15 protein-coding genes are annotated in these 17,682 nt (G+C 63.0%); 10 read left to right on the top strand and 5 right to left on the bottom strand.

Translation table 11 applies throughout. The features are described from left to right. Window positions 1–41 precede the first annotated feature (41 nt). Window positions 42–1,484: a magnesium transporter gene (mgtE, locus tag KI611_RS20740; protein WP_226417543.1), complete on the top strand. Its 1,443-nt coding sequence runs from the start codon at window positions 42–44 to the stop codon at window positions 1,482–1,484. Here the strand turns inward: mgtE and sugE are convergent. The 4 genes from sugE to thiD are packed head-to-tail and all read right to left on the bottom strand — an operon-like array spanning window position 1,476 to window position 4,582. After that, entirely contained in the window at window positions 1,476–1,814 is a 339-nt protein-coding gene (sugE, locus tag KI611_RS20735; RefSeq protein ID WP_226417542.1) for a quaternary ammonium compound efflux SMR transporter SugE, read from the bottom strand. The two genes, mgtE and sugE, sit on opposite strands and share 9 nt — an antisense overlap. After that, window positions 1,811–3,094, bottom strand: coding sequence for a glutamate-1-semialdehyde 2,1-aminomutase (hemL, locus tag KI611_RS20730; RefSeq protein WP_226417541.1), 1,284 nt, complete (start codon window positions 3,092–3,094; stop codon window positions 1,811–1,813). Before hemL ends, sugE begins: the two co-directional genes overlap by 4 nt. Continuing rightward, window positions 3,091–3,723, bottom strand: a complete 633-nt coding sequence (thiE, locus tag KI611_RS20725) for a thiamine phosphate synthase (RefSeq protein ID WP_226417540.1) — start codon at window positions 3,721–3,723, stop codon at window positions 3,091–3,093. The genes hemL and thiE overlap by 4 nt, the downstream gene beginning before the upstream one ends. After that, a complete protein-coding gene (thiD, locus tag KI611_RS20720) occupies window positions 3,713–4,582 on the bottom strand; it encodes a bifunctional hydroxymethylpyrimidine kinase/phosphomethylpyrimidine kinase (protein ID WP_226417539.1) in 870 nt (289 codons plus the stop codon). The genes thiE and thiD overlap by 11 nt, the downstream gene beginning before the upstream one ends. Window positions 4,583–4,808: 226 nt before the next feature. On the opposite strand from thiD, the gene KI611_RS20715 reads away from it, so the two are divergent. From KI611_RS20715 to KI611_RS20695, 5 genes are read left to right on the top strand one after another with little or no spacing between them, the layout of a single operon-like run. Beyond that, a complete protein-coding gene (locus KI611_RS20715; protein ID WP_226417538.1) occupies window positions 4,809–5,183 on the top strand; it encodes a response regulator in 375 nt (124 codons plus the stop codon). Window positions 5,184–5,198: 15 nt separating this feature from the next. Beyond that, window positions 5,199–5,564 carry a response regulator transcription factor gene (locus KI611_RS20710; RefSeq protein ID WP_226417537.1) on the top strand — a complete coding sequence of 122 codons (366 nt, stop codon included), beginning with the start codon at window positions 5,199–5,201 and terminating at the stop codon, window positions 5,562–5,564. A 5-nt stretch (window positions 5,565–5,569) separates the two neighbouring features. Continuing rightward, window positions 5,570–6,082 carry a chemotaxis protein CheW gene (locus tag KI611_RS20705; protein ID WP_226417536.1) on the top strand — a complete coding sequence of 171 codons (513 nt, stop codon included), beginning with the start codon at window positions 5,570–5,572 and terminating at the stop codon, window positions 6,080–6,082. Window positions 6,083–6,122: 40 nt separating this feature from the next. Next, window positions 6,123–8,282, top strand: coding sequence for a methyl-accepting chemotaxis protein (locus KI611_RS20700; protein WP_226417535.1), 2,160 nt, complete (start codon window positions 6,123–6,125; stop codon window positions 8,280–8,282). Window positions 8,283–8,324: 42 nt separating this feature from the next. Then, complete coding sequence (locus KI611_RS20695; protein WP_226417534.1) at window positions 8,325–13,802, top strand: Hpt domain-containing protein; 5,478 nt, start codon at window positions 8,325–8,327, stop codon at window positions 13,800–13,802. Here KI611_RS20695 and KI611_RS20690 read toward each other — a convergent pair. Then, the gene (locus KI611_RS20690) at window positions 13,799–15,211 is read right to left on the bottom strand and encodes a cryptochrome/photolyase family protein (RefSeq protein ID WP_226417533.1); all 1,413 of its coding nucleotides are present in this window, start codon (window positions 15,209–15,211) and stop codon (window positions 13,799–13,801) included. The two genes, KI611_RS20695 and KI611_RS20690, sit on opposite strands and share 4 nt — an antisense overlap. 37 nt (window positions 15,212–15,248) lie before the next feature. Here KI611_RS20690 and KI611_RS20685 point away from each other — a divergent pair, with 37 nt between their 5' ends. Genes KI611_RS20685 through KI611_RS20670 form a run of 4 tightly spaced genes read left to right on the top strand, consistent with a single transcriptional unit; the run spans window position 15,249 to window position 17,681 of the window. Next, window positions 15,249–15,809, top strand: coding sequence for a YqgE/AlgH family protein (locus KI611_RS20685; protein WP_226417532.1), 561 nt, complete (start codon window positions 15,249–15,251; stop codon window positions 15,807–15,809). After that, window positions 15,802–16,236, top strand: a complete 435-nt coding sequence (gene ruvX / locus KI611_RS20680; RefSeq protein WP_226417531.1) for a Holliday junction resolvase RuvX — start codon at window positions 15,802–15,804, stop codon at window positions 16,234–16,236. Before KI611_RS20685 ends, ruvX begins: the two co-directional genes overlap by 8 nt. Next, window positions 16,220–16,729 (top strand): bifunctional pyr operon transcriptional regulator/uracil phosphoribosyltransferase PyrR, encoded by a 510-nt coding sequence (gene pyrR, locus KI611_RS20675; protein WP_226417530.1) that lies wholly within the window; start codon window positions 16,220–16,222, stop codon window positions 16,727–16,729. Before ruvX ends, pyrR begins: the two co-directional genes overlap by 17 nt. Continuing rightward, window positions 16,722–17,681 (top strand): aspartate carbamoyltransferase catalytic subunit, encoded by a 960-nt coding sequence (locus KI611_RS20670; RefSeq protein ID WP_226417529.1) that lies wholly within the window; start codon window positions 16,722–16,724, stop codon window positions 17,679–17,681. Before pyrR ends, KI611_RS20670 begins: the two co-directional genes overlap by 8 nt. The last annotated feature ends 1 nt before the right edge of the window (window position 17,682 follow it).

Here is a 17,682-nt window from a genome sequence, read left to right as displayed (position 1 = left end):
CGCCCGGTGCTAAAATGCCCCACCTTTTGCGGCACCGCACCATGAGCGAAGAAGCCCAGCTGACCGATACCGAAGACTTGCAGGAGCGCCTCGCCGAGGTGCAAACCCTGCTCGCCCGGCACAAGCTGGTCGAGGAGTTGGTGCACCGGCAGGAAGGGCCGCGCCACGATCTGGTTGAGGACATCGTTCACAAGCAGCATCTGCATGAACTGCAGCACAAGCTGGAGCCGATGCACCCGGCCGACATTGCCTTCATCCTCGAAGCGTTGCCGCTCGACGAGCGGCTGATCGCCTGGGATCTGGTCAAGGCCGGCCGCGAAGGCGAAATCCTGCTGGAAGTCTCGGATGCCGTCCGGGAAACCCTGATCGACTCGATGGAGCGCACCGAGCTGGTCGCCGCCGCCGAGTCGCTCGATGCCGACGAACTGGCCGACCTGGCGCCCGACCTGCCGCAGGGCGTGATCGACGACGTTTTCCGCGGCATGTCGGTCGAAGAGCGCGAACAGCTGCGCGCCGCGATGTCCTATCCGGAAGACTCGGTCGGTTCGATCATGGATTTCGACATGGTTACCGTGCGCGAAGATGTCTCGCTCGAAGCTGTGCTGCGTTATCTGCGCCGGTTCGACGAACTTCCCGACCATACCGACCAGCTTTTCGTCGTGGACCGCGACGAGCGCCTGAAGGGCGTGCTGCCGCTGAACATCCTGCTGGTCAATGAAGTGAATGTCGAAGTCGGGACGCTGATGCAGACCGATTTCGTCGAGCTGGAACCCGAGGATTTCGCCGAAGAAGCGGCCAAGGCGTTCGAACGCTACGACCTCGTGTCGGCCCCGGTCGTCGACCCGGAAGGCCGGCTGGTCGGCCGCGTCACGGTCAATGCCGTGGTGGACGTGATCCGTGAAGAAGCCGAGAGCGAGCAGCTGGCGCATGCCGGTCTGCGTGAGGAAGAAGATATTTTCGCTTCGGTCTGGGACTCAGTGAAAAACCGCTGGGCTTGGCTGGCGATCAACCTCGTCACCGCCTTCGTCGCTTCCCGGGTGATCGGCGCCTTCGAGGATTCGATCGAAAAGCTGGTCGCCCTCGCCGCCTTGATGCCCATCGTCGCCGGCATCGGTGGCAATTCCGGCAATCAGACGATCATGATGATCGTCCGTGCCATCGCCATGGGCCAGGTTCAGCCCGATGCCATGCGCCGGTTGTTGCGCAAGGAACTCGGCGTCGCCACGATCAATGGCCTGATCTGGGGCGGCCTGCTGGGGATTGCTGCCTGGTGGCTGTACGGCAGCTATCAGCTCGGCATCGTGATGACGGCGGCGATGACGCTGAACCTGCTGCTCGCCGCCTCGGCCGGCGTCGGCATTCCACTGCTCCGCCAGAAGTTCGGGGCCGATCCGGCGATCGGCGGTTCGGTGATGATCACCGCCCTGACCGACTCCGGCGGTTTCTTCATCTTTCTCGGTCTGGCGACGCTGTTCCTAATGTGAGTCGGGCGTCAGCAGCTTGAGGCCGACGATGCCGGCGACGATCAGCGCAATGCTGGCCAGTCGCGCCGCTTCCCGCGATTCGCCGAACAGCATGATGCCGAGAATGGCCGTGCCGACCGCGCCGATCCCCGTCCACACCGCATAGGCGGTACCCAGCGGCAGGACCTTCAGCGACCAGCCGAGCAGCAGCACACTGGCGACCATGGCCGCCAGTGTCCCGACCGATGGCCACAACCGGCTGAAACCTTCGGTGTATTTCAGTCCGACCGCCCAGCCGATCTCGCACAGACCGGCCACCAACAGGATCAGCCAGGCGCTGCCGCTGGTCATTGCGCGCCGGCGAAGAATGCGTCGGCGGCCGCGATGGTCGCGGCGATATCGGCCTCGCTGTGGGCGGCCGAAACGAAACCGGCTTCGAAGGCCGACGGGGCGAAGTAGTGGCCGGCGTCGAGCATGGCGTGGAAGAAGCGGTTGAAGGCTTCCTTGTCGCAGGCCAGGACGGCATCGTAGGTGGCCGGGCAGCGTTCGGCGAAATACAGGCCGAACATGCCGCCGACGTTCTGCGCGGCAAAGGCGATGCCGTGTTTGTGGGCGGCGCCGACCAGGCCGTCGCACAGCGCCTTGGTCTTGGCGGTCAACGCTTCGTAAAAACCGGGCGCTTGGATCAGCTTCAGGGTGGCCAGTCCGGCCGCTGTGGCAATCGGATTGCCGGACAGGGTGCCGGCCTGATAGACCGGGCCGAGCGGGGCGATTTTTTCCATGATCTCGCGCTTGCCGCCGAAGGCGCCGAGCGGCATGCCGCCACCGACGATCTTGCCGAAGGTGGACAGGTCGGGGGTGATGCCATACAAGCCTTGCGCGCTCTTCAGGCCGACCCGGAAGCCGGTCATCACTTCGTCGAAAATCAGTACGGCGCCGTGTTTGGCGGTCAGCTCGCGCATGGCGTCGAGAAATTCCCGGGTCGGCGCGATCAGGTTCATGTTGCCGACGACCGGCTCGACGATCACTGCGGCGATCTTGTCGCCATGCTCGGCGAAAGCGTCGGCCAGTTGCTGCGGATCGTTGTAGGCCAGCACCATGGTGTGCTGCGCCAGATCGGCCGGGACACCGCCCGAGGACGGGTTGCCGAAGGTCAGGGCGCCCGAGCCGGCCTTTACCAGCAGGCTGTCGGAATGACCGTGATAGCAGCCTTCGAACTTGATCAGCACGTCGCGCCCGGTATAGCCGCGGGCTAGCCGGATGGCGCTCATCGTCGCCTCGGTACCGGAGGACACCAGGCGGACCATGTCCATCGACGGCACCAGTTCGCAGAGCAGGTCGGCGATATCGACTTCCCGTTCGGTCGGGGCACCGAAGGACAGGCCGTCGACCACCGCGCCCTGGACGGCGGCGATGATTTGCGGATGGGCGTGGCCGAGAATCATCGGCCCCCAGGAGCCGACGTAATCGGTGTACCACTTGCCGTCCGCATCCTGCACCCTGGCGCCGGCCGCCTTCTGCAGGAAGCAGGGCGTGCCGCCGACCGAGCGGAAGGCGCGGACCGGCGAATTGACGCCGCCCGGAATGTGGCGCTGGGCGCGTTCGAACAGTTGCTGGTTGCGTGAAGTCATGACGGAGCTTTCTCGAAAAGACGTTGGTAGGCGGCAGCGCGGCCGGCGATGTCGGGGGCGCTGAACAGATCGGTAATCACCGCGAGCAGGTCGGCGCCGGCGGCAATCAGGGCCGGCGCGGTGGCCAGCGTGATGCCGCCGATGGCACAACTGGCGGCAGTCAGGGTGTTTTTGGTCTGGGCGAACAGGTCGAGCGGCGCCGCGGCGGCGTGTGGCTTGGTCGATGACGGGTAGACGGCACCAAAGGCGACGTAGTCGGCGCCGGCCAGGCTGGCCGCGCGGGCGGCCGAAAAGTCGGCATAGCAGGAAGCGCCGAGTATTCGCTTCGGACCGAGAATGGCCCGGCTGGCCGCCAGATTGCCATCGTCCCGCCCGAGGTGCACGCCGTCGGCATCAACCAGGCAGGCCAAGGCCAGGTCGTCGTTGATCAGCAGGCGCGCCGCGTGGCGGCGGGTCAGTTGGCGCAGGGCGCGGGCGCGGTCGACGCGTTCCGGCATTGGACTCAGCTTGTCGCGGAACTGCACGATGCGGCAGCCACCGCTCAGCGCCGCTTCGATATCGGCGAGCAGGCGCGCCCCGTCCGCTTGTTCCGGTGTGATGGCGTAGAGGCCGCGCAACTCAGGGGGCATCGGTCTTCGCTGTTTCGGCTGGTGCGGTGTCGTCGTCCTCGCCGCGCGCCCAGAAGAAGCGATCCGGTATCAACTGGCCCATGCCGCCGCGAAAGGCGTTGGCCAGCGTCTGCCAGGTATAGTCCTGGGCATCCCGGACGGCATCCTCGACGCTGGCGCCGCCGGCGATGCAGCCGGCAATGGCCGAAGCCAGCGTGCAGCCCGAGCCATGGTAACTGCCGGGCAGGCGCTCCCAGCGGTCGCGCCGAATCACGCCGGCCGAGCCGTAGAGCGTGTTGACGACCTCCGGCGTGCTCTCGTGCGTGCCGGTGATCAGCACGTACTGGGCACCCATCGCGATCAGCCGCTGGGCGCACACGTCAATCGACGGTTCGCCTTCGTCGTCGGCGCTTTCGGCCAGGCGCCGGGCTTCCGGCGCGTTCGGGGTGAGCAGCGTGGTTTGCGGCAGGAGCATTTCACGGATCGCCGAAATGATTTCCTCGCCGGACAACTCGTCGCCCCGCCCGGAAGCCAGCACCGGATCGAAAATCAACGGTGTCTCCGGATAGTCCGAGACGATTTCCGCTACGGCCAGCACATTTTCGACGCTGCCCAGCACGCCGATCTTGAAGGCCGCCACCGGCATATCTTCGAGGACGGTGCGGGCCTGCTGTTCGAGCAATTCGGCGCTGACCGGGTGGACGCTCTGGACGCCGACGGTGTCCTGCACGGTCAGTGCGGTCAGTGCGGTCAGCGGGTGGCAGCCGAGACTGGCCAGGGTCAGGATGTCGGCCTGGATACCGGCCCCGGCCGACGGGTCGCTGGCGGCAAAGACCAGTACCTGCGGCAGGCTGGGTGAAGTGGTGATGCTCGAGTTCATCGATGTTCGCGCCCTTGGCGGACGCGAAGGGGATTGGGTAAGATGCAGGCGATTTTATCCGAATCTCGCTACGGCCGACTCCGCGACAGACAATTCATAATACGGTTTTCGGGCTTGCGCTGGATTTATACTTCCGTAGTATGATGCAGCGCTATCTAAAGTGCCTTTCAAGGGCCAGGGGACAGGGAAATTGGCTGATTTATCCAGACTGCGTGGCGTCAGGGTTATGGTCATTGACGACAGCAACACGATACGGCGAAGCGCCGAGATATTTCTCGTGCAGGCCGGCTGCCAGGTTGTGCTGGCCGAAGACGGTTTCGATGCCCTGGCCAAGATCGCCGATCACCAGCCGAGCGTGATCTTCTGCGACATCATGATGCCGCGCCTCGACGGCTACCAAACCTGTTCGTTGATCAAGAAAAACCCCCGTTTCAAAGCCACACCGGTGATCATGCTGTCCTCCAAGGATGGCCTGTTTGACCGGGCGCGCGGGCGGATGGTCGGGTCGGACCAGTATCTGACCAAGCCTTTTACCAAAGACAGCCTGCTGCAAACGGTCGCGACCTTTGCCTTGCCGTCAGAACCAGAAACCAACCAGTAGTCCAGGGAGAACAAATTGCCCGTCAAGAACATCCTTGTTGTCGACGATTCCCCAACCGAACGCTTCTTTACGGTCGATATCCTGACCAAGGCGGGTTACCAGGTAATCACCGCCGAAAATGGCGAAGAGGGGATCGCCAAGGCCAAGGCCAACAAACCAGACCTGATCCTGATGGACGTCGTGATGCCTGGCCTGAATGGCTATCAGGCGACACGGACGCTGACGCGCGATGAGGACACCAAGCATATTCCGGTTATCGTCTGTACCTCCAAGGGCCAGGAAACCGACAAGATATGGGGCTTGCGGCAGGGCGCCGTTGATTATCTGGTCAAGCCGCTCAATCCTGAAGAGTTGCTGCAGCGGATTGCTGCGCTGCCCTGAGCCAGATGGCACGAAAAACCAGTCTTCGCGATTTTCAGGAATACCTCGCTGCCCGCCTGACCACGGCGGCGCAAGGCCGTGGCGCATCGTCCTGGCTCGGTATCGAGGTTGGCAACGAGCCATGGCTCGTTGATCTTTCCGATAGCGGCGAAATCGTTCAGGCGCCGCGACTCGCCCCGGTGCCGCTGACCCGGCCGTGGTTTGCCGGAATTGCCAATATTCGCGGCAATCTGCATGCCGTGACCGATTTTTCAGTGTTTCGCGGCGGGGTGGCGACGCCGCAAAATGCCAACGCCCGCCTGCTGCTGGTCGGCGCCAAGTACGGCGCCAACGCGGCATTGCTGGTGTCGCGCATGTTGGGCTTGAAGAATCCGGAAGATTTTTCGCCGGAAGTGCCGGATGGTTCGGTGCCTGTGTGGGGGGCGCAGCGTTTCGCAGATACGCAAGGCAAAATCTGGCGAAAACTTTCGGTACGCGAACTGCTTGCCGATCACGATTTCATGAATATCGGGGTTTGATCGAGGGCGTGAAGCCCCAGGCCCCAAGCGGAGGATCTCCATGGCTTTCAGTTTCAAACTCCCGAAACTCGGCGCGCTTGCCAAAAGCGGCACATCTGCGCAGTTGACGGTTTCAGCCGATCTTCCTGGCGAGCCAGGCGTCTCAGGAAAAACGCCGTTGCCCGGCTTCCTGGCCAAGCAACCGGTCATTCAGCAGATGAAAACCCTCGGGGCAATTTTCGTCGTGCTGTTGCTGCTGATCGCCAGTCTTGTCTATCACGACAATCGCGAGTCGACGCACGGTACGGCATACATCGCCGCCTCGGGTGAAATGCGGATGCTTTCGCAGCGCCTGGCCAAGGCCTCCTTGCTCGCCTTGCAGGGCAACACGGTGGCCTTTGCCCAGTTGAAGGAGTCGCGCGACACTTTTGCCCAACTGCTCGACCGACTGACGTCCGGTGGTGAAATCAGCGGCGTCAGCGTCCCGGCCTCGCCCGAAGCGGTCCGGCCGCAACTCGACGCGTTGAGCCAGCGCTGGGCAGGGGCCGACAAGGATGCAATGACCGTGATCGGTCAGGAAAAGAACCTTGTCGCACTGGGCAACAGCGTGGCGATCATCGACAACAAGAATGCCGAGATGCTCGAATTGACCGAACAGGTTGCAGCGCTCAAGTTGCAGGCCGGGGGCTCGTCGCGTGAAATTGCCGCGGCCAACCAGTTGGTGATGCTGACCCAGCGGATTGCGAAGAATGCATCGGCCCTGCGCGTCGGCGACGAAATCAGTCCGGAAGTCGCCTTCCTGCTTGGCAAGGACACCAACGCCTTCCGTGACATCCTGCATGGCCTGGCCAAAGGGAGCGAGTCGCTGCGTCTTTCCGGCAACAACGACGCCGAGAGCCGCGAGAAGCTGAACACTCTCGATGGTGCCTTCAATCAGTATCAGGAAGCCATTGCCAGCATTCTCGGCAACATGCAGCCGCTGGTCCTTTCCAAACAGGCCGGCTCACGGATTTTCCGTGAGAGCGAGGACATGCTCAAGGCGACGGATGACCTGGTGCTGGCTTATCAGGGCACCTTGTCCGAGCGCGGCCTGTACATCGTGCTGTTGATCGTGATGACCGTTGTCGCGCTGGGCACGCTCGCCTTGCTGGCCAAGATCTATCTTGAGGATACCAAGCGTCGGGGTCTGGAAGCCGAGTTGCAGCGCCATGCTTCGGAGCAGGTCAACCGCGAGAATCAGGATGCCATTTTGCGTCTGATGAACGAGTTGGGCGACCTTGCCGACGGCGACCTGACGGTGACGGCAACGGTCAGTGAAAACATTACCGGGGCGATCGCTGACTCGATCAACTACACGATTGAAGAACTTCGCGTGCTGGTCGGCCGGATCAATGACGCGGCGAATCGCGTCACGGCGGCGACCGAAATCGCCCGGCAGACTTCGGCCGAGCTGCTCGATGCGGCCGAGCGTCAGTCCAGCGAAATTCAGGAAGCCGGTCAGTCGGCTCTCGACATGGCGCGCTCGATGAGCGAAGTGTCGGGCAACGCGATGCAGTCAGCCCAGGTTGCCCGGCAATCGCTGACCGCCGCCGAAAAAGGTACGCTGGCGGTGCAGGATTCGATCAAGGGTATGAACGAAATTCGCAACCAGATTCAGGAAACCTCGAAGCGAATCAAGCGTCTCGGCGAAAGCTCGCAGGAAATCGGCGAAATCGTCGAACTGATTTCCGACATTACCGAGCAGACCAACGTGCTGGCCTTGAACGCCGCCATCCAGGCCGCGTCGGCCGGCGATGCCGGGCGCGGTTTTACCGTGGTTGCCGAAGAAGTGCAGCGCCTGGCTGAACGTTCGGCCGAGGCGACCAAGCAGATTGCGGCCATTGTGAAAACGATTCAGACCGATACCCAGGATGCGGTTTCCGCCATGGAGCAATCGACTCAGGGCGTGGTCGAAGGCGCCAAGCTTTCCGATGCCGCCGGGCAGGCGCTGTCCGAGATCGGCGATGTGTCGCGCAATCTGGCCGACCTGATTCAGGATATTTCCACCTCGACCCAAAGTCAGGCGGATTCGGCGACCAGTGTGGCGCGCCTGATGCAGGACATTCTGCACGTAACCGAACAGGCTACGGCGGGTACCCAGCGCACGGCCCAGGCGGTCGACGAACTGACCGCTCTGGCTTCCGAACTGAAGGGTTCGGTTGCCGGCTTCAAGGTGGATTGATAGGCATAGCGAGAGACCATGAACGCGGCAACGGAATTTGATTTGGGCCCGCTCACCTGGGTCAAGGGTGAAATCGATCTGGCGCTCCAGCGGGCCGAGGAGGTGCTTGGCCAGTTTGAAGCGAGCGGTGACGTCACCCAGCTCAAGTTTTGCCGCACCCATGTGCACCAGGTTTATGGCGCGCTCTCGATTGTCGGGCTGGATGGCGTCACCCAGGTCGCCGAGTCGCTTGAAGCACTTCTGGCGATGTTCGAGGAGGGGCGTCTGGTCCCCGATGCCTCGGGAATTGCTGCCCTGCGTCAGGCATTGGCGGCGATGCGCCAGTATCTCGACGACCTGATGGTCGGTGAGCCAAATCAGCCTTTGCGCTTGCTGCCGGTCTATCAGGCGCTGGCTGCGGCGCGCGGCATGCCGCTCAGCCATGCGGCCGATCTGTTTTATCCCGACCTGTCACTGCGTCCGCCCCGCCGGGCAGCGCCACCGCTACTGACGCCCGAGCAGATGAAGCAGACGCTCAAGACGGCACGCATGGACTACCAGAAGGGTTTGCTCCGCTTGCTGACAAATCCGGCGGAAAGCGAGCATGGCCGGCAGATGATGCGCGATGCCCTGGCTGGGATCGAGTCGCTCCAGGATACGCAGGGGGCGCGCGCCTTCTGGTGGGTCGCGCTGGCCTTTCTCGACGCCCTGGCTGATCCGGTTCTGGGCAAGGATAGCGCTGTCCGCTATCTGTGTTCGCGGATCGATGCCCAGATTCGCCGCTTGCTCAATGGTTCGAGCAATGTCGCCGAACGGGTGATGCGCGAGGCGCTTTACTATATTGCGCAAGCGCCCGCCGATCTGGCGCCGTTGATCGCCGAGGTCCAGTCTACTTTTGCCTTGCCGGCGCTGATGCCGGAAGCCGTGGCGCACGCGCCGCAACCGCAGGAGACGGCCTTGCGCAAGTTGCGCGAGGTGCTGGTCGCCACCGAAGAGTTGTGGAACAAGTTCTGTACCGGTAACGCCGGCAGCCTGAATGGTTTTGCCGATAATGCCCGCAACTGCGCCCAGGTCACCGAGGAAATCGGCCAGACCGATCTCAAGCGGCTCGGTCAGGGTCTGGGTGCCGTCGCCAGCTGGCTGGCTGAAGACACTACGCGCTATAACGACATGGTGGCGATGGAAGTCGCCACGACGATCCTGCTGTTGCAGAACGCTCAGGAAGGGTTCAAGCGCCTCGGTACCGACTTTGCCCAGCAGGTCGACCTGATGATTGCCCGCCTGTACGCCTGCATTGCCGGGAAACCGGCGGCGGCTGACGAGGCCATTCCGTTGCTCGATGAAATGACCCGGCGGGCTCAGGAAAAGCTGTTGATCGGTCAGGTCGGACGCGAAATCCAGAACAATCTGGCGCAGATCGAGCAGGCGCTCGATGCCTTCTTCCGCGATCCGGCCAAAGGCCATGATCTCGCGCTGCTCGACGGCCCGCTCAAGCAAATCGGCGGGGCGCTGGCCATGCTTGGCCACTTTGGTGCGGTCAACAGCCTCAATGAATGCAGTGCCCGCGTCCGGCAATTTGCTCAGCCGGAATACCAGCCGGACGGTAGCGATTTCGAAACGGTGGCCAACCAGCTGTCGATGCTTGGCTTCTTCGTTGACGCGCTGCAGCATGGCGAGACCGATTTCGAGGCTTTTGTCCGGCGGATGAAGGGCGAAAAGACAGCCAGCGAAGAGAACGAAACGGAAGCGCCGCCCGCGCCGACGGTCGAGGCTCAGCTCGCCCAGCAGGCGCGCGATACCCACGCCCTGGTCGAAGCGCTCAAGGAAACGCCGCAAGACAGCCGCCTGCAGGATGAACTCAAGCACAACCTGCAATCGATCCAGCAGGATGCCGATCTGGTGGCCAACCACGAACTCGGCGAAACGGCCAAGGCGGCGCTCGAAGCGCTGGCTTCCGGCGGGGTTGCCGATGCTGCGGTTGATGCCGCACTGTCCGGACTTAAGCCGCAAATCTCCGCAGCGCCGCAGCCATCCGTGCAAACGCTGCAACTGGCCGAGTCCAGCCACGAGGAAATCGATGCCGAACTGCTCGCCATCTTCCTTGAAGAGGCTGGTGAGGTGCTGGCCAGCATGGCCGAGATGGGGGCGCTGCTCGCCGACGATCCGCACAATGTCGATGCGCTGACCAATATCCGGCGCTCTGCCCATACGCTGAAAGGCAGCGGCCGCATGGTCGGCCTGAACGATCTGGGCGAGACGGCCTGGGAGCTGGAACAAACCCTGAATCTCTGGCTGCGCCAGGATCAATCGGTGACGCCCGAGCTGATGCGCATGATCGATGATGCGCACACGCTGTTCTCGGTCTGGGTCGAGCATCTTGAATCCGGTGACGGGCTGGCGCCTGATACCCACGCACTGGTTGCCCTGGCCGCCCGCTTGCGGGGTGTTGAAGCGCCGCCTGATGTGCCGGCTGCGCTGCCCGTCGTCGCGCCGGTACTCGAAGCACCACCAGAAGAAACCTCGCCGGTCGGCGAGATGATCGAGTTGCCGGTTCCCGAGTCGGCCGACGAGGCGCCGTCCATCGTGCTCGACCTGCCGATGCTCGAGGACGTCTTGCCGGAGTATCCGGAAGGCATTGCGGTGACCCCGCTCGCCGACAAGACGCACTTGCGGGCGACCAGCGAAGCGCTGGAAGATCTGCTGGTGCCGGACGAACCAGAGCAATTGCCGGAGCCGACGCCGGAGGTTGAACAACTGCCGCCGACGGTGACCGCCTCGCCAACGCTTTACGATATTTTTTGCGAAGAAGCGCGCGGCCATTTGCAGACCTTGGTCGATAGCTACGCCATGCTCGACGCCAACCCGGGCGGCCCGACGACTTTCGAGATGACCCGCGCGGCCCACACGCTGGGTGGCATCGCCGCGACGGTCGGCTTGATGCCGCTCAATCATCTGGCGATCGCCCTGGAACATGCGCTGCTCCGCCGTGATGGTTCGGCGCACCCGGATAGTATCGAAGGCCTGGAGACCGTCCGCCAGGCGATTATCACGCTGGAAAGCATGTTTGCCGGGCTGGCCAGTCAGCAGGAGCCGACCGAGCAGCCGCAGTTGATCGTCGCTCTTGAAGACGTATTTCATGCGCCGCTCGTCGCCGAGCCGGTGGTCGAATCGCTCGGCGATGAAATTGTCGAGCAGCCAGAGCAGCCCGAGCCCGCCGCTGCCCCTGCCGAGCCGCTGCCCACAGTATCACCGCCGCCCTTGCCGCAACTCACCGATGAGCTCGACGAGCAATTGCTGCCGATCTTCCTCGAAGAGGCTGCCGATCAGCTCCGTGACCTGACGGCCCAGTCCCGCGCCTGGCGCGCCGAACCGGCCGGGGACGCGGCACCTCATGCGATTGCCCGGCTGTTGCATACCTTCAAGGGAAATGCCCGGATGGCCGGGGCGATGAACCTCGGCGAAGTGACTCACCTGCTCGAATCGCGGGTTGACCAGGCGATGCGGGCCGGACCGGCAACCGATGCCTTTATCGACGAGCTTGAGAGCGGTTGCGATACGCTGGCCCAGGCGGTCGAGCGACTGCGCGCCGGACCGCAGGCCGAGGAGGTTGCCGAAGAGATTGCCACGGCGGTCGATACGGATGGCGTAACGGCGGTAACCGTGCCGGTGGCCGTGCCTGTCGTGGCGGAGAGCGAACCGGAAGGCGAAGCGGGTGGTCAGCGGGCAACGCTGCGCGTTCGTGCCGACCTGATCGACCGGCTGGTCAACGAAGCCGGCGAGCTGTCGATTGCGCGCACCCGGATCGAGGGCGAAATGCGCAGCCTGAAGACTTCGCTGCTCGATTTGACGGAAAACGTCATTCGGCTGCGTCGCCAGTTGCGCGAAATCGAAATCCAGGCCGAAGGCCAGATTCAGGCGCGCGTTGCCCAGTCGCCCGATGGCGAGGCCGAATTCGATCCGCTCGAACTCGACCGCTTTACCCGGTTCCAGGAACTCACCCGCTTCATGGCCGAGTCGGTCAACGACGTGGCGACAGTCCAGCAAAACCTGTTGAAGAATCTCGATGATGCCAATGCGGCGATTCTCGCCCAGTCGCGCCTGAACCGTGGCTTGCAGCAGGAACTGATGGGCGTGCGGATGATTCCGTTTGCCAGCCAGGCCGAGCGTCTTTACCGCATCGTCCGGCAGACCGCCAAGGATGTCGGCAAACGGGCCAATCTCGACGTCCTCGGCGGGCAGGTCGAAGTCGACCGTTCGGTTCTCGACAAGATGCTGGCGCCGATCGAACACATGCTGCGCAATGCTGTCACCCACGGCATCGAAACCCGTGAGGAGCGCCTTGCGGCCGGCAAGGGGGAAGTCGGCGAAATAACCCTGGCCCTGACCCAGGAAGGCAATGAAATCATCCTGAGCATGACGGATGACGGCAAGGGCCTCAATCTCGAGCGCATCCGTTCGCGGGCCGAAGCGATGGGCCTGCTCCAGCCGGGGCAGAGCGTCGATGAAGCGACGCTGTACGATTTCATTTTCCAGCCCGGCTTCTCGACGGCCTCCGAGCTGACCCAGGTATCCGGGCGTGGCGTCGGCATGGATGTCGTGAAAACCGAAGTCGCGGCCGTTGGCGGCCGTATCGAAATTGTTTCGCAGCCGGGCAAGGGCACGACCTTCCGCCTCTATCTGCCGCTCACGCTGGCGGTGACGCAGACCTTGCTGGTCCGCGTCGGCACGCAGCTTTATGCCGTGCCGTCGACGATGATCGAGCAGGTAATGGAGATGAAGGAAAAGCCGCTCCTCGCCTTGCGCGAAAAGGGCGAAGCGGAATGGCTGGGCAACCACTATCCCTTCCATTTTCTGCCCAATTTGCTTGGCGATGCCAGCGCCGTGCCGGAAGCCCGTCGCCGCTACTGGGTGCTGCTGCTGCGTTCGGGAAGCCAGCGCGTCGCGGTGCAGGTCGATGAACTGAAGGGCAACCAGGAAGTCGTCGTCAAGAACATTGGCGCCCAACTCGCCCGGGTGGTCGGCATTGCCGGGGCAACGGTACTGGGCGATGGCCAGGTCGTGCTGATCCTCAATCCGGTTGCTCTGGCCAGCCGCCTGCCGGCTGTCGCGGGGGCGAGTCCGATTCCGGCGCCGCTGGCGCCAGTCGCGCCGCGCGGTGCCAAGCTGCCGACGGTAATGGTGGTCGATGACTCATTGACCGTGCGCAAGATCACCAGCCGCCTGCTTGCCCGCGAAGGTTATCAGGTGGTGTTGGCCAAGGATGGCGTCGATGCGCTGGAACAATTGCTCGACGTGATGCCCGACGTGATTCTGTCCGACATCGAAATGCCGCGCATGGACGGTTTCGACTTCGTCCGCAACCTCCGCGCCGACGAGCGCCTGAAGTCGCTGCCGGTGATCATGATCACCTCGCGGACCGCCGACAAGCATCGCAACTATGCCTTCGAAATCGGCGCCAACCATTACCTCGGCAAGCCTTACGACGAGGACGCGTTGCTCGCCCTAGTCGCCAGCTTCGTCAAGGTCAAGCCCGGCGTTTAGACAGCCTTTTTGACCACGGCGTAACGGGCCAGGGTTTTTTCCCTGGCCCGGCCATGGTCGACGAGCGGTGCCGGGTAGTCCCGGCCGATCACCACACCCAGTGCTTCCTGTTCGCCGCGTTCCATTTGCCAGGGCGCGTGGATATATTTGTTGGCAAGCTTGGCCAGTTCCGGCACGTAGCGCCGGATAAAGCTGCCTTCCGGGTCGAATTTCTCCGATTGGGTTACCGGGTTGAAGATACGGAAATACGGCTGGGCGTCACAGCCACTCGACGATGCCCACTGCCAGCCGCCATTGTTGGCCGACAGGTCGAAGTCGTTGAGCTGCTCGGCAAAGTATTTCTCGCCGAGCCGCCAGTCGAGGCCGAGATCCTTGGTCAGGAACGAGGCGACGACCATGCGTAGCCGGTTGTGCATCCAGCCGCAGTGGTTCAGTTGGCGCATCGCGGCGTCGACCAGCGGGTAGCCGGTGCGTCCCTGACACCAGGCGGCGTAGCCGGCCGGCCAGCTTTCCCATTGAATGGCATCGTAGTCCGGCTTGAAGGCGTGGCCGACCACGTGCGGAAAGTGGTCGAGGATCATGAAATAGAAGTCGCGCCAGATCAGTTCGCTGAGCCAGGTATCGGCGCCGCTCGCCAGGGCGGTGCGGACCAGTTCGCGGATCGAGAGGGTGCCGAAGCGGAGATGTACCGAGAGGTAGGAGACGCCCTTGATGGCCGGGAAATCGCGCAGCGCGCCGTAGCGCTGGATGCGGCCGGCAGCGAACTCTTCCCACAATGCTCGGGCGCCGGACATGCCGGGACGGATGCCCAGTTCGGGGAGGTCGGTCGCCTCGAAACCGATCTCGTCAAGACGGGGGACGCCTGCCAGTTCCCTGCCGGCGTAGCGTCCTTGATCGGGCCAGCTGGCGCAGTCGGCGGCGGTCAGGCGTTTCAGCCAGGCATTTTTGTAAGGCGTGAATACCGAGAACGGCTTGCCGGCCTGGGTCAGTACTTCGTGACCATCGAAGATGGCCTGGTCTTTCATGTGCACAAATGCGATGCCGGATGCCGCGAGCCTGGTTGCGACCTCGGCATCGCGTCGTTTGGCGGCCGGCTCGTAATCGCGGTTGGCGAACACGGTTGTCACGCCGAGCTGGCGGGCGAGCCCGGGAATTTCCTCGGTGGCCCGGCCATGGCGAACGATCAGTCCGCCCCCCTTGGCACGCAGTGCGGCGTCGAGCTCAAGCAGTGATTCGCGGATGAAATGGACGCGGCGATCGTGTTTTGAAGGCAGTGCATCGAGAATTTCGCTGTCGAACACAAAGGCGCAATACACCTCCTGCCCATCGGCAAGTGCCGCACTCAGGGCGGCATGGTCGTTGTCGCGCAGGTCGCGGCGGAACCAGACGAGGGCTTTTTCGTTATTCATGGTTGGTTTGTACCGCGCCGGCGATTAAAATTCCAGCATGGATAGCGTCAACCTCACCGATAACTTCCTGATCGCCATGCCGACTCTGGAAGACCCGTATTTTTCCAACGCCCTCGTTTATATCTGCGAACACAACGAGAACGGCGCGCTGGGGATTATCGTCAACCGGCCGCTCGACATGAATCTGGCCGGTTTGCTGGAAAAAATCGAGATCAAGCTTGATGCCGAAGGACTGGCCAAATTGCCGGTCTATTTTGGTGGCCCGGTGCAACTCGACCGCGGCTTCGTGCTGCATCGCCCGATCGGGCAATGGCAATCGACGCTGGCGGTGAATAGCGAGGTCGGCCTGACCAGTTCGCGTGACGTGCTGACCTCGGTCGGCAGCGCCGGTCTGCCGTCCGAGATCATCGTCACGCTCGGCTACGCGGGCTGGGAGGCCGGTCAGCTCGAGGATGAGCTGGCCCAAAATTCCTGGCTGACCGTGCCGGCCAAGTCCGAAATCCTGTTCGACATGCCGCCGGAAGAGCGCCTGCCGGCCGCAATGCAAAAACTCGGCATCAGCTTTTCGCAGCTTTCCGATACTGCCGGACATGCCTGAGGGCACAGTCCTCGCCTTTGACTTCGGTGAAAAGCGCATCGGCGTTGCCACCGGCGAAACCCTGCTGCGCAACGCCCATCCGCTGACGGTGATCCATGCCGAGTCGAACGATGACCGCTTTGCCGCCATCGGCAAGCTGGTTGCCGAATGGCAGCCGGTGCAATTGGTGGTGGGTTTGCCTTCGCACACCGACGGGACTCCGCACGAGATGACCCGCCGGGCACAAAAATTCGCCGAACGTCTCGAACGCCGCTTCAAACTGCCGATCGGTTTTGCCGACGAGCGGCTGACCTCGGTCGATGCCGAATCCCGATTGCGCGAAACCGGCCGCAACAGCCGATCGGCCAAGCCGCTGCTCGATGCCGTCGCCGCCCAACTCATTCTTCAAACCTGGTTCGAAAGCCCGCACCATGTCACCCCTGCCTAACCCCCTGCCTGATGCCGAGGCCCAGTGTCGCCAACTGGCCGACCTGATTCGTCCGCATCTCCATCGCCAGCCGGCGCTGATCGGTATTTACAGCGGCGGCGCCTGGATCGCCGAACGCTTGAAGGAACTCCTCGGCCTGCCGGAAGAAATCGGCTTGATCGACGTCTCCTTCTATCGCGACGACTTTGCCGAAAAAGGCCTGCATCCCCAGGTCAAGCCGACAGTCATTCCCTTCGATGTCGAAGGGCGCCACCTGATCCTGGTCGATGACGTGCTCTATACCGGTCGGACGACCCGTGCCGCGCTCAACGAACTGTTTGACTACGGCCGTCCGGCCTCGGTGGCGATGGCCGTGCTGGCTGATCGCGGCGAGCGCGAGCTGCCGATTGGCGCGACCTACTGCGTCTGGGATGTCGAGTTGCAGGATGGTCAGAACCTGGTGCTGGGCAAACAGGACAACGGTCAACTCGCCTGGAGGCTGGAACATGCATAACCCGCAGTTGAACAAGGACGGCGAGCTGTCCCACCTGCTCTCGATCGAGGGCTTGCCGACCCGGATACTGATGCAGATACTCGACACCGCCGCCTCCTTCATGGAAGTCTCGGCGCGCGAGGTCAAGAAGGTGCCTCTGCTGCGCGGCAAGAGCATCTTCAACCTGTTCTTCGAAAATTCGACGCGCACCCGCACGACGTTTGAGATCGCCGCCAAGCGCCTGTCGGCCGACGTGATCAATCTCGACATCAACAAGTCGTCGGCCAGCAAGGGCGAGACACTGCTCGATACCATCGACAACCTGTGCGCCATGCACGCCAACCTGTTCGTCGTGCGCCACGCTTCGAGCGGCGCGCCTTACCTGATTGCCGAGCATCTGCAGCGCATCGGCCGGGACGACGTGCATGTCGTCAATGCCGGCGACGGACGCCACGCCCATCCGACGCAGGGCCTGCTCGACATGTACACGATCCGCCACTACAAGAAGGATTTCACGCAACTGCGTGTGGCCATCGTTGGCGATATCCTGCATTCGCGCGTCGCTCGCTCCGATATTCACGCCCTGACCTCGCTGGGCGTCCCCGAGGTCCGTGCCATCGGGCCGGAAACGCTGCTGCCCAAGCATCTCGACAAACTGGGCGTGCATGTTTTCCACGACATGAACGAAGGGCTCAAGGATTGCGACGTGATCATCATGCTGCGCCTGCAAAACGAGCGGATGACCGGGGCCCTGTTGCCCTCGGCCAGCGAATACTTCCGCCATTACGGCCTGACCCCGCAGAAGCTGGCGCTGGCCAAGCCGGATGCCATCGTGATGCACCCCGGGCCGATGAATCGCGGTGTCGAAATCCACTCGGCGGTGGCCGACGGAGCGCAGGCCGTGATCCTGCCCCAGGTCACCTTCGGCATTGCCGTCCGGATGGCGGTGATGAGCATCGTTGCGGGGAACTGAA

This window comes from Dechloromonas denitrificans (assembly GCF_020510685.1).
Lineage (GTDB): Bacteria > Pseudomonadota > Gammaproteobacteria > Burkholderiales > Rhodocyclaceae > Azonexus > Azonexus denitrificans_A.
The sequence above is the reverse complement of the archived record's forward strand: the minus strand, read 5'-3'. Positions and strand labels throughout refer to the sequence as shown.

Bases quoted from the DNA above. Each gene is read 5' to 3' on its own strand.
- pyrR (WP_226417530.1), top strand. From the start codon at position 16,220: ATGTCACCCCTGCCTAACCCCCTGCCTGATGCCGAGGCCCAGTGTCGC.
- sugE (WP_226417542.1), bottom strand. From the start codon at position 1,814: ATGACCAGCGGCAGCGCCTGGCTGATCCTGTTGGTGGCCGGTCTGTGC.
- ruvX (WP_226417531.1), top strand. From the start codon at position 15,802: ATGCCTGAGGGCACAGTCCTCGCCTTTGACTTCGGTGAAAAGCGCATC.
- KI611_RS20690 (WP_226417533.1), bottom strand. From the start codon at position 15,211: ATGAATAACGAAAAAGCCCTCGTCTGGTTCCGCCGCGACCTGCGCGAC.
- KI611_RS20670 (WP_226417529.1), top strand. From the start codon at position 16,722: ATGCATAACCCGCAGTTGAACAAGGACGGCGAGCTGTCCCACCTGCTC.
- mgtE (WP_226417543.1), top strand. From the start codon at position 42: ATGAGCGAAGAAGCCCAGCTGACCGATACCGAAGACTTGCAGGAGCGC.
- thiE (WP_226417540.1), bottom strand. From the start codon at position 3,723: ATGCCCCCTGAGTTGCGCGGCCTCTACGCCATCACACCGGAACAAGCG.
- KI611_RS20705 (WP_226417536.1), top strand. From the start codon at position 5,570: ATGGCACGAAAAACCAGTCTTCGCGATTTTCAGGAATACCTCGCTGCC.
- KI611_RS20715 (WP_226417538.1), top strand. From the start codon at position 4,809: ATGGTCATTGACGACAGCAACACGATACGGCGAAGCGCCGAGATATTT.
- thiD (WP_226417539.1), bottom strand. From the start codon at position 4,582: ATGAACTCGAGCATCACCACTTCACCCAGCCTGCCGCAGGTACTGGTC.
- hemL (WP_226417541.1), bottom strand. From the start codon at position 3,094: ATGACTTCACGCAACCAGCAACTGTTCGAACGCGCCCAGCGCCACATT.
- KI611_RS20700 (WP_226417535.1), top strand. From the start codon at position 6,123: ATGGCTTTCAGTTTCAAACTCCCGAAACTCGGCGCGCTTGCCAAAAGC.
- KI611_RS20685 (WP_226417532.1), top strand. From the start codon at position 15,249: ATGGATAGCGTCAACCTCACCGATAACTTCCTGATCGCCATGCCGACT.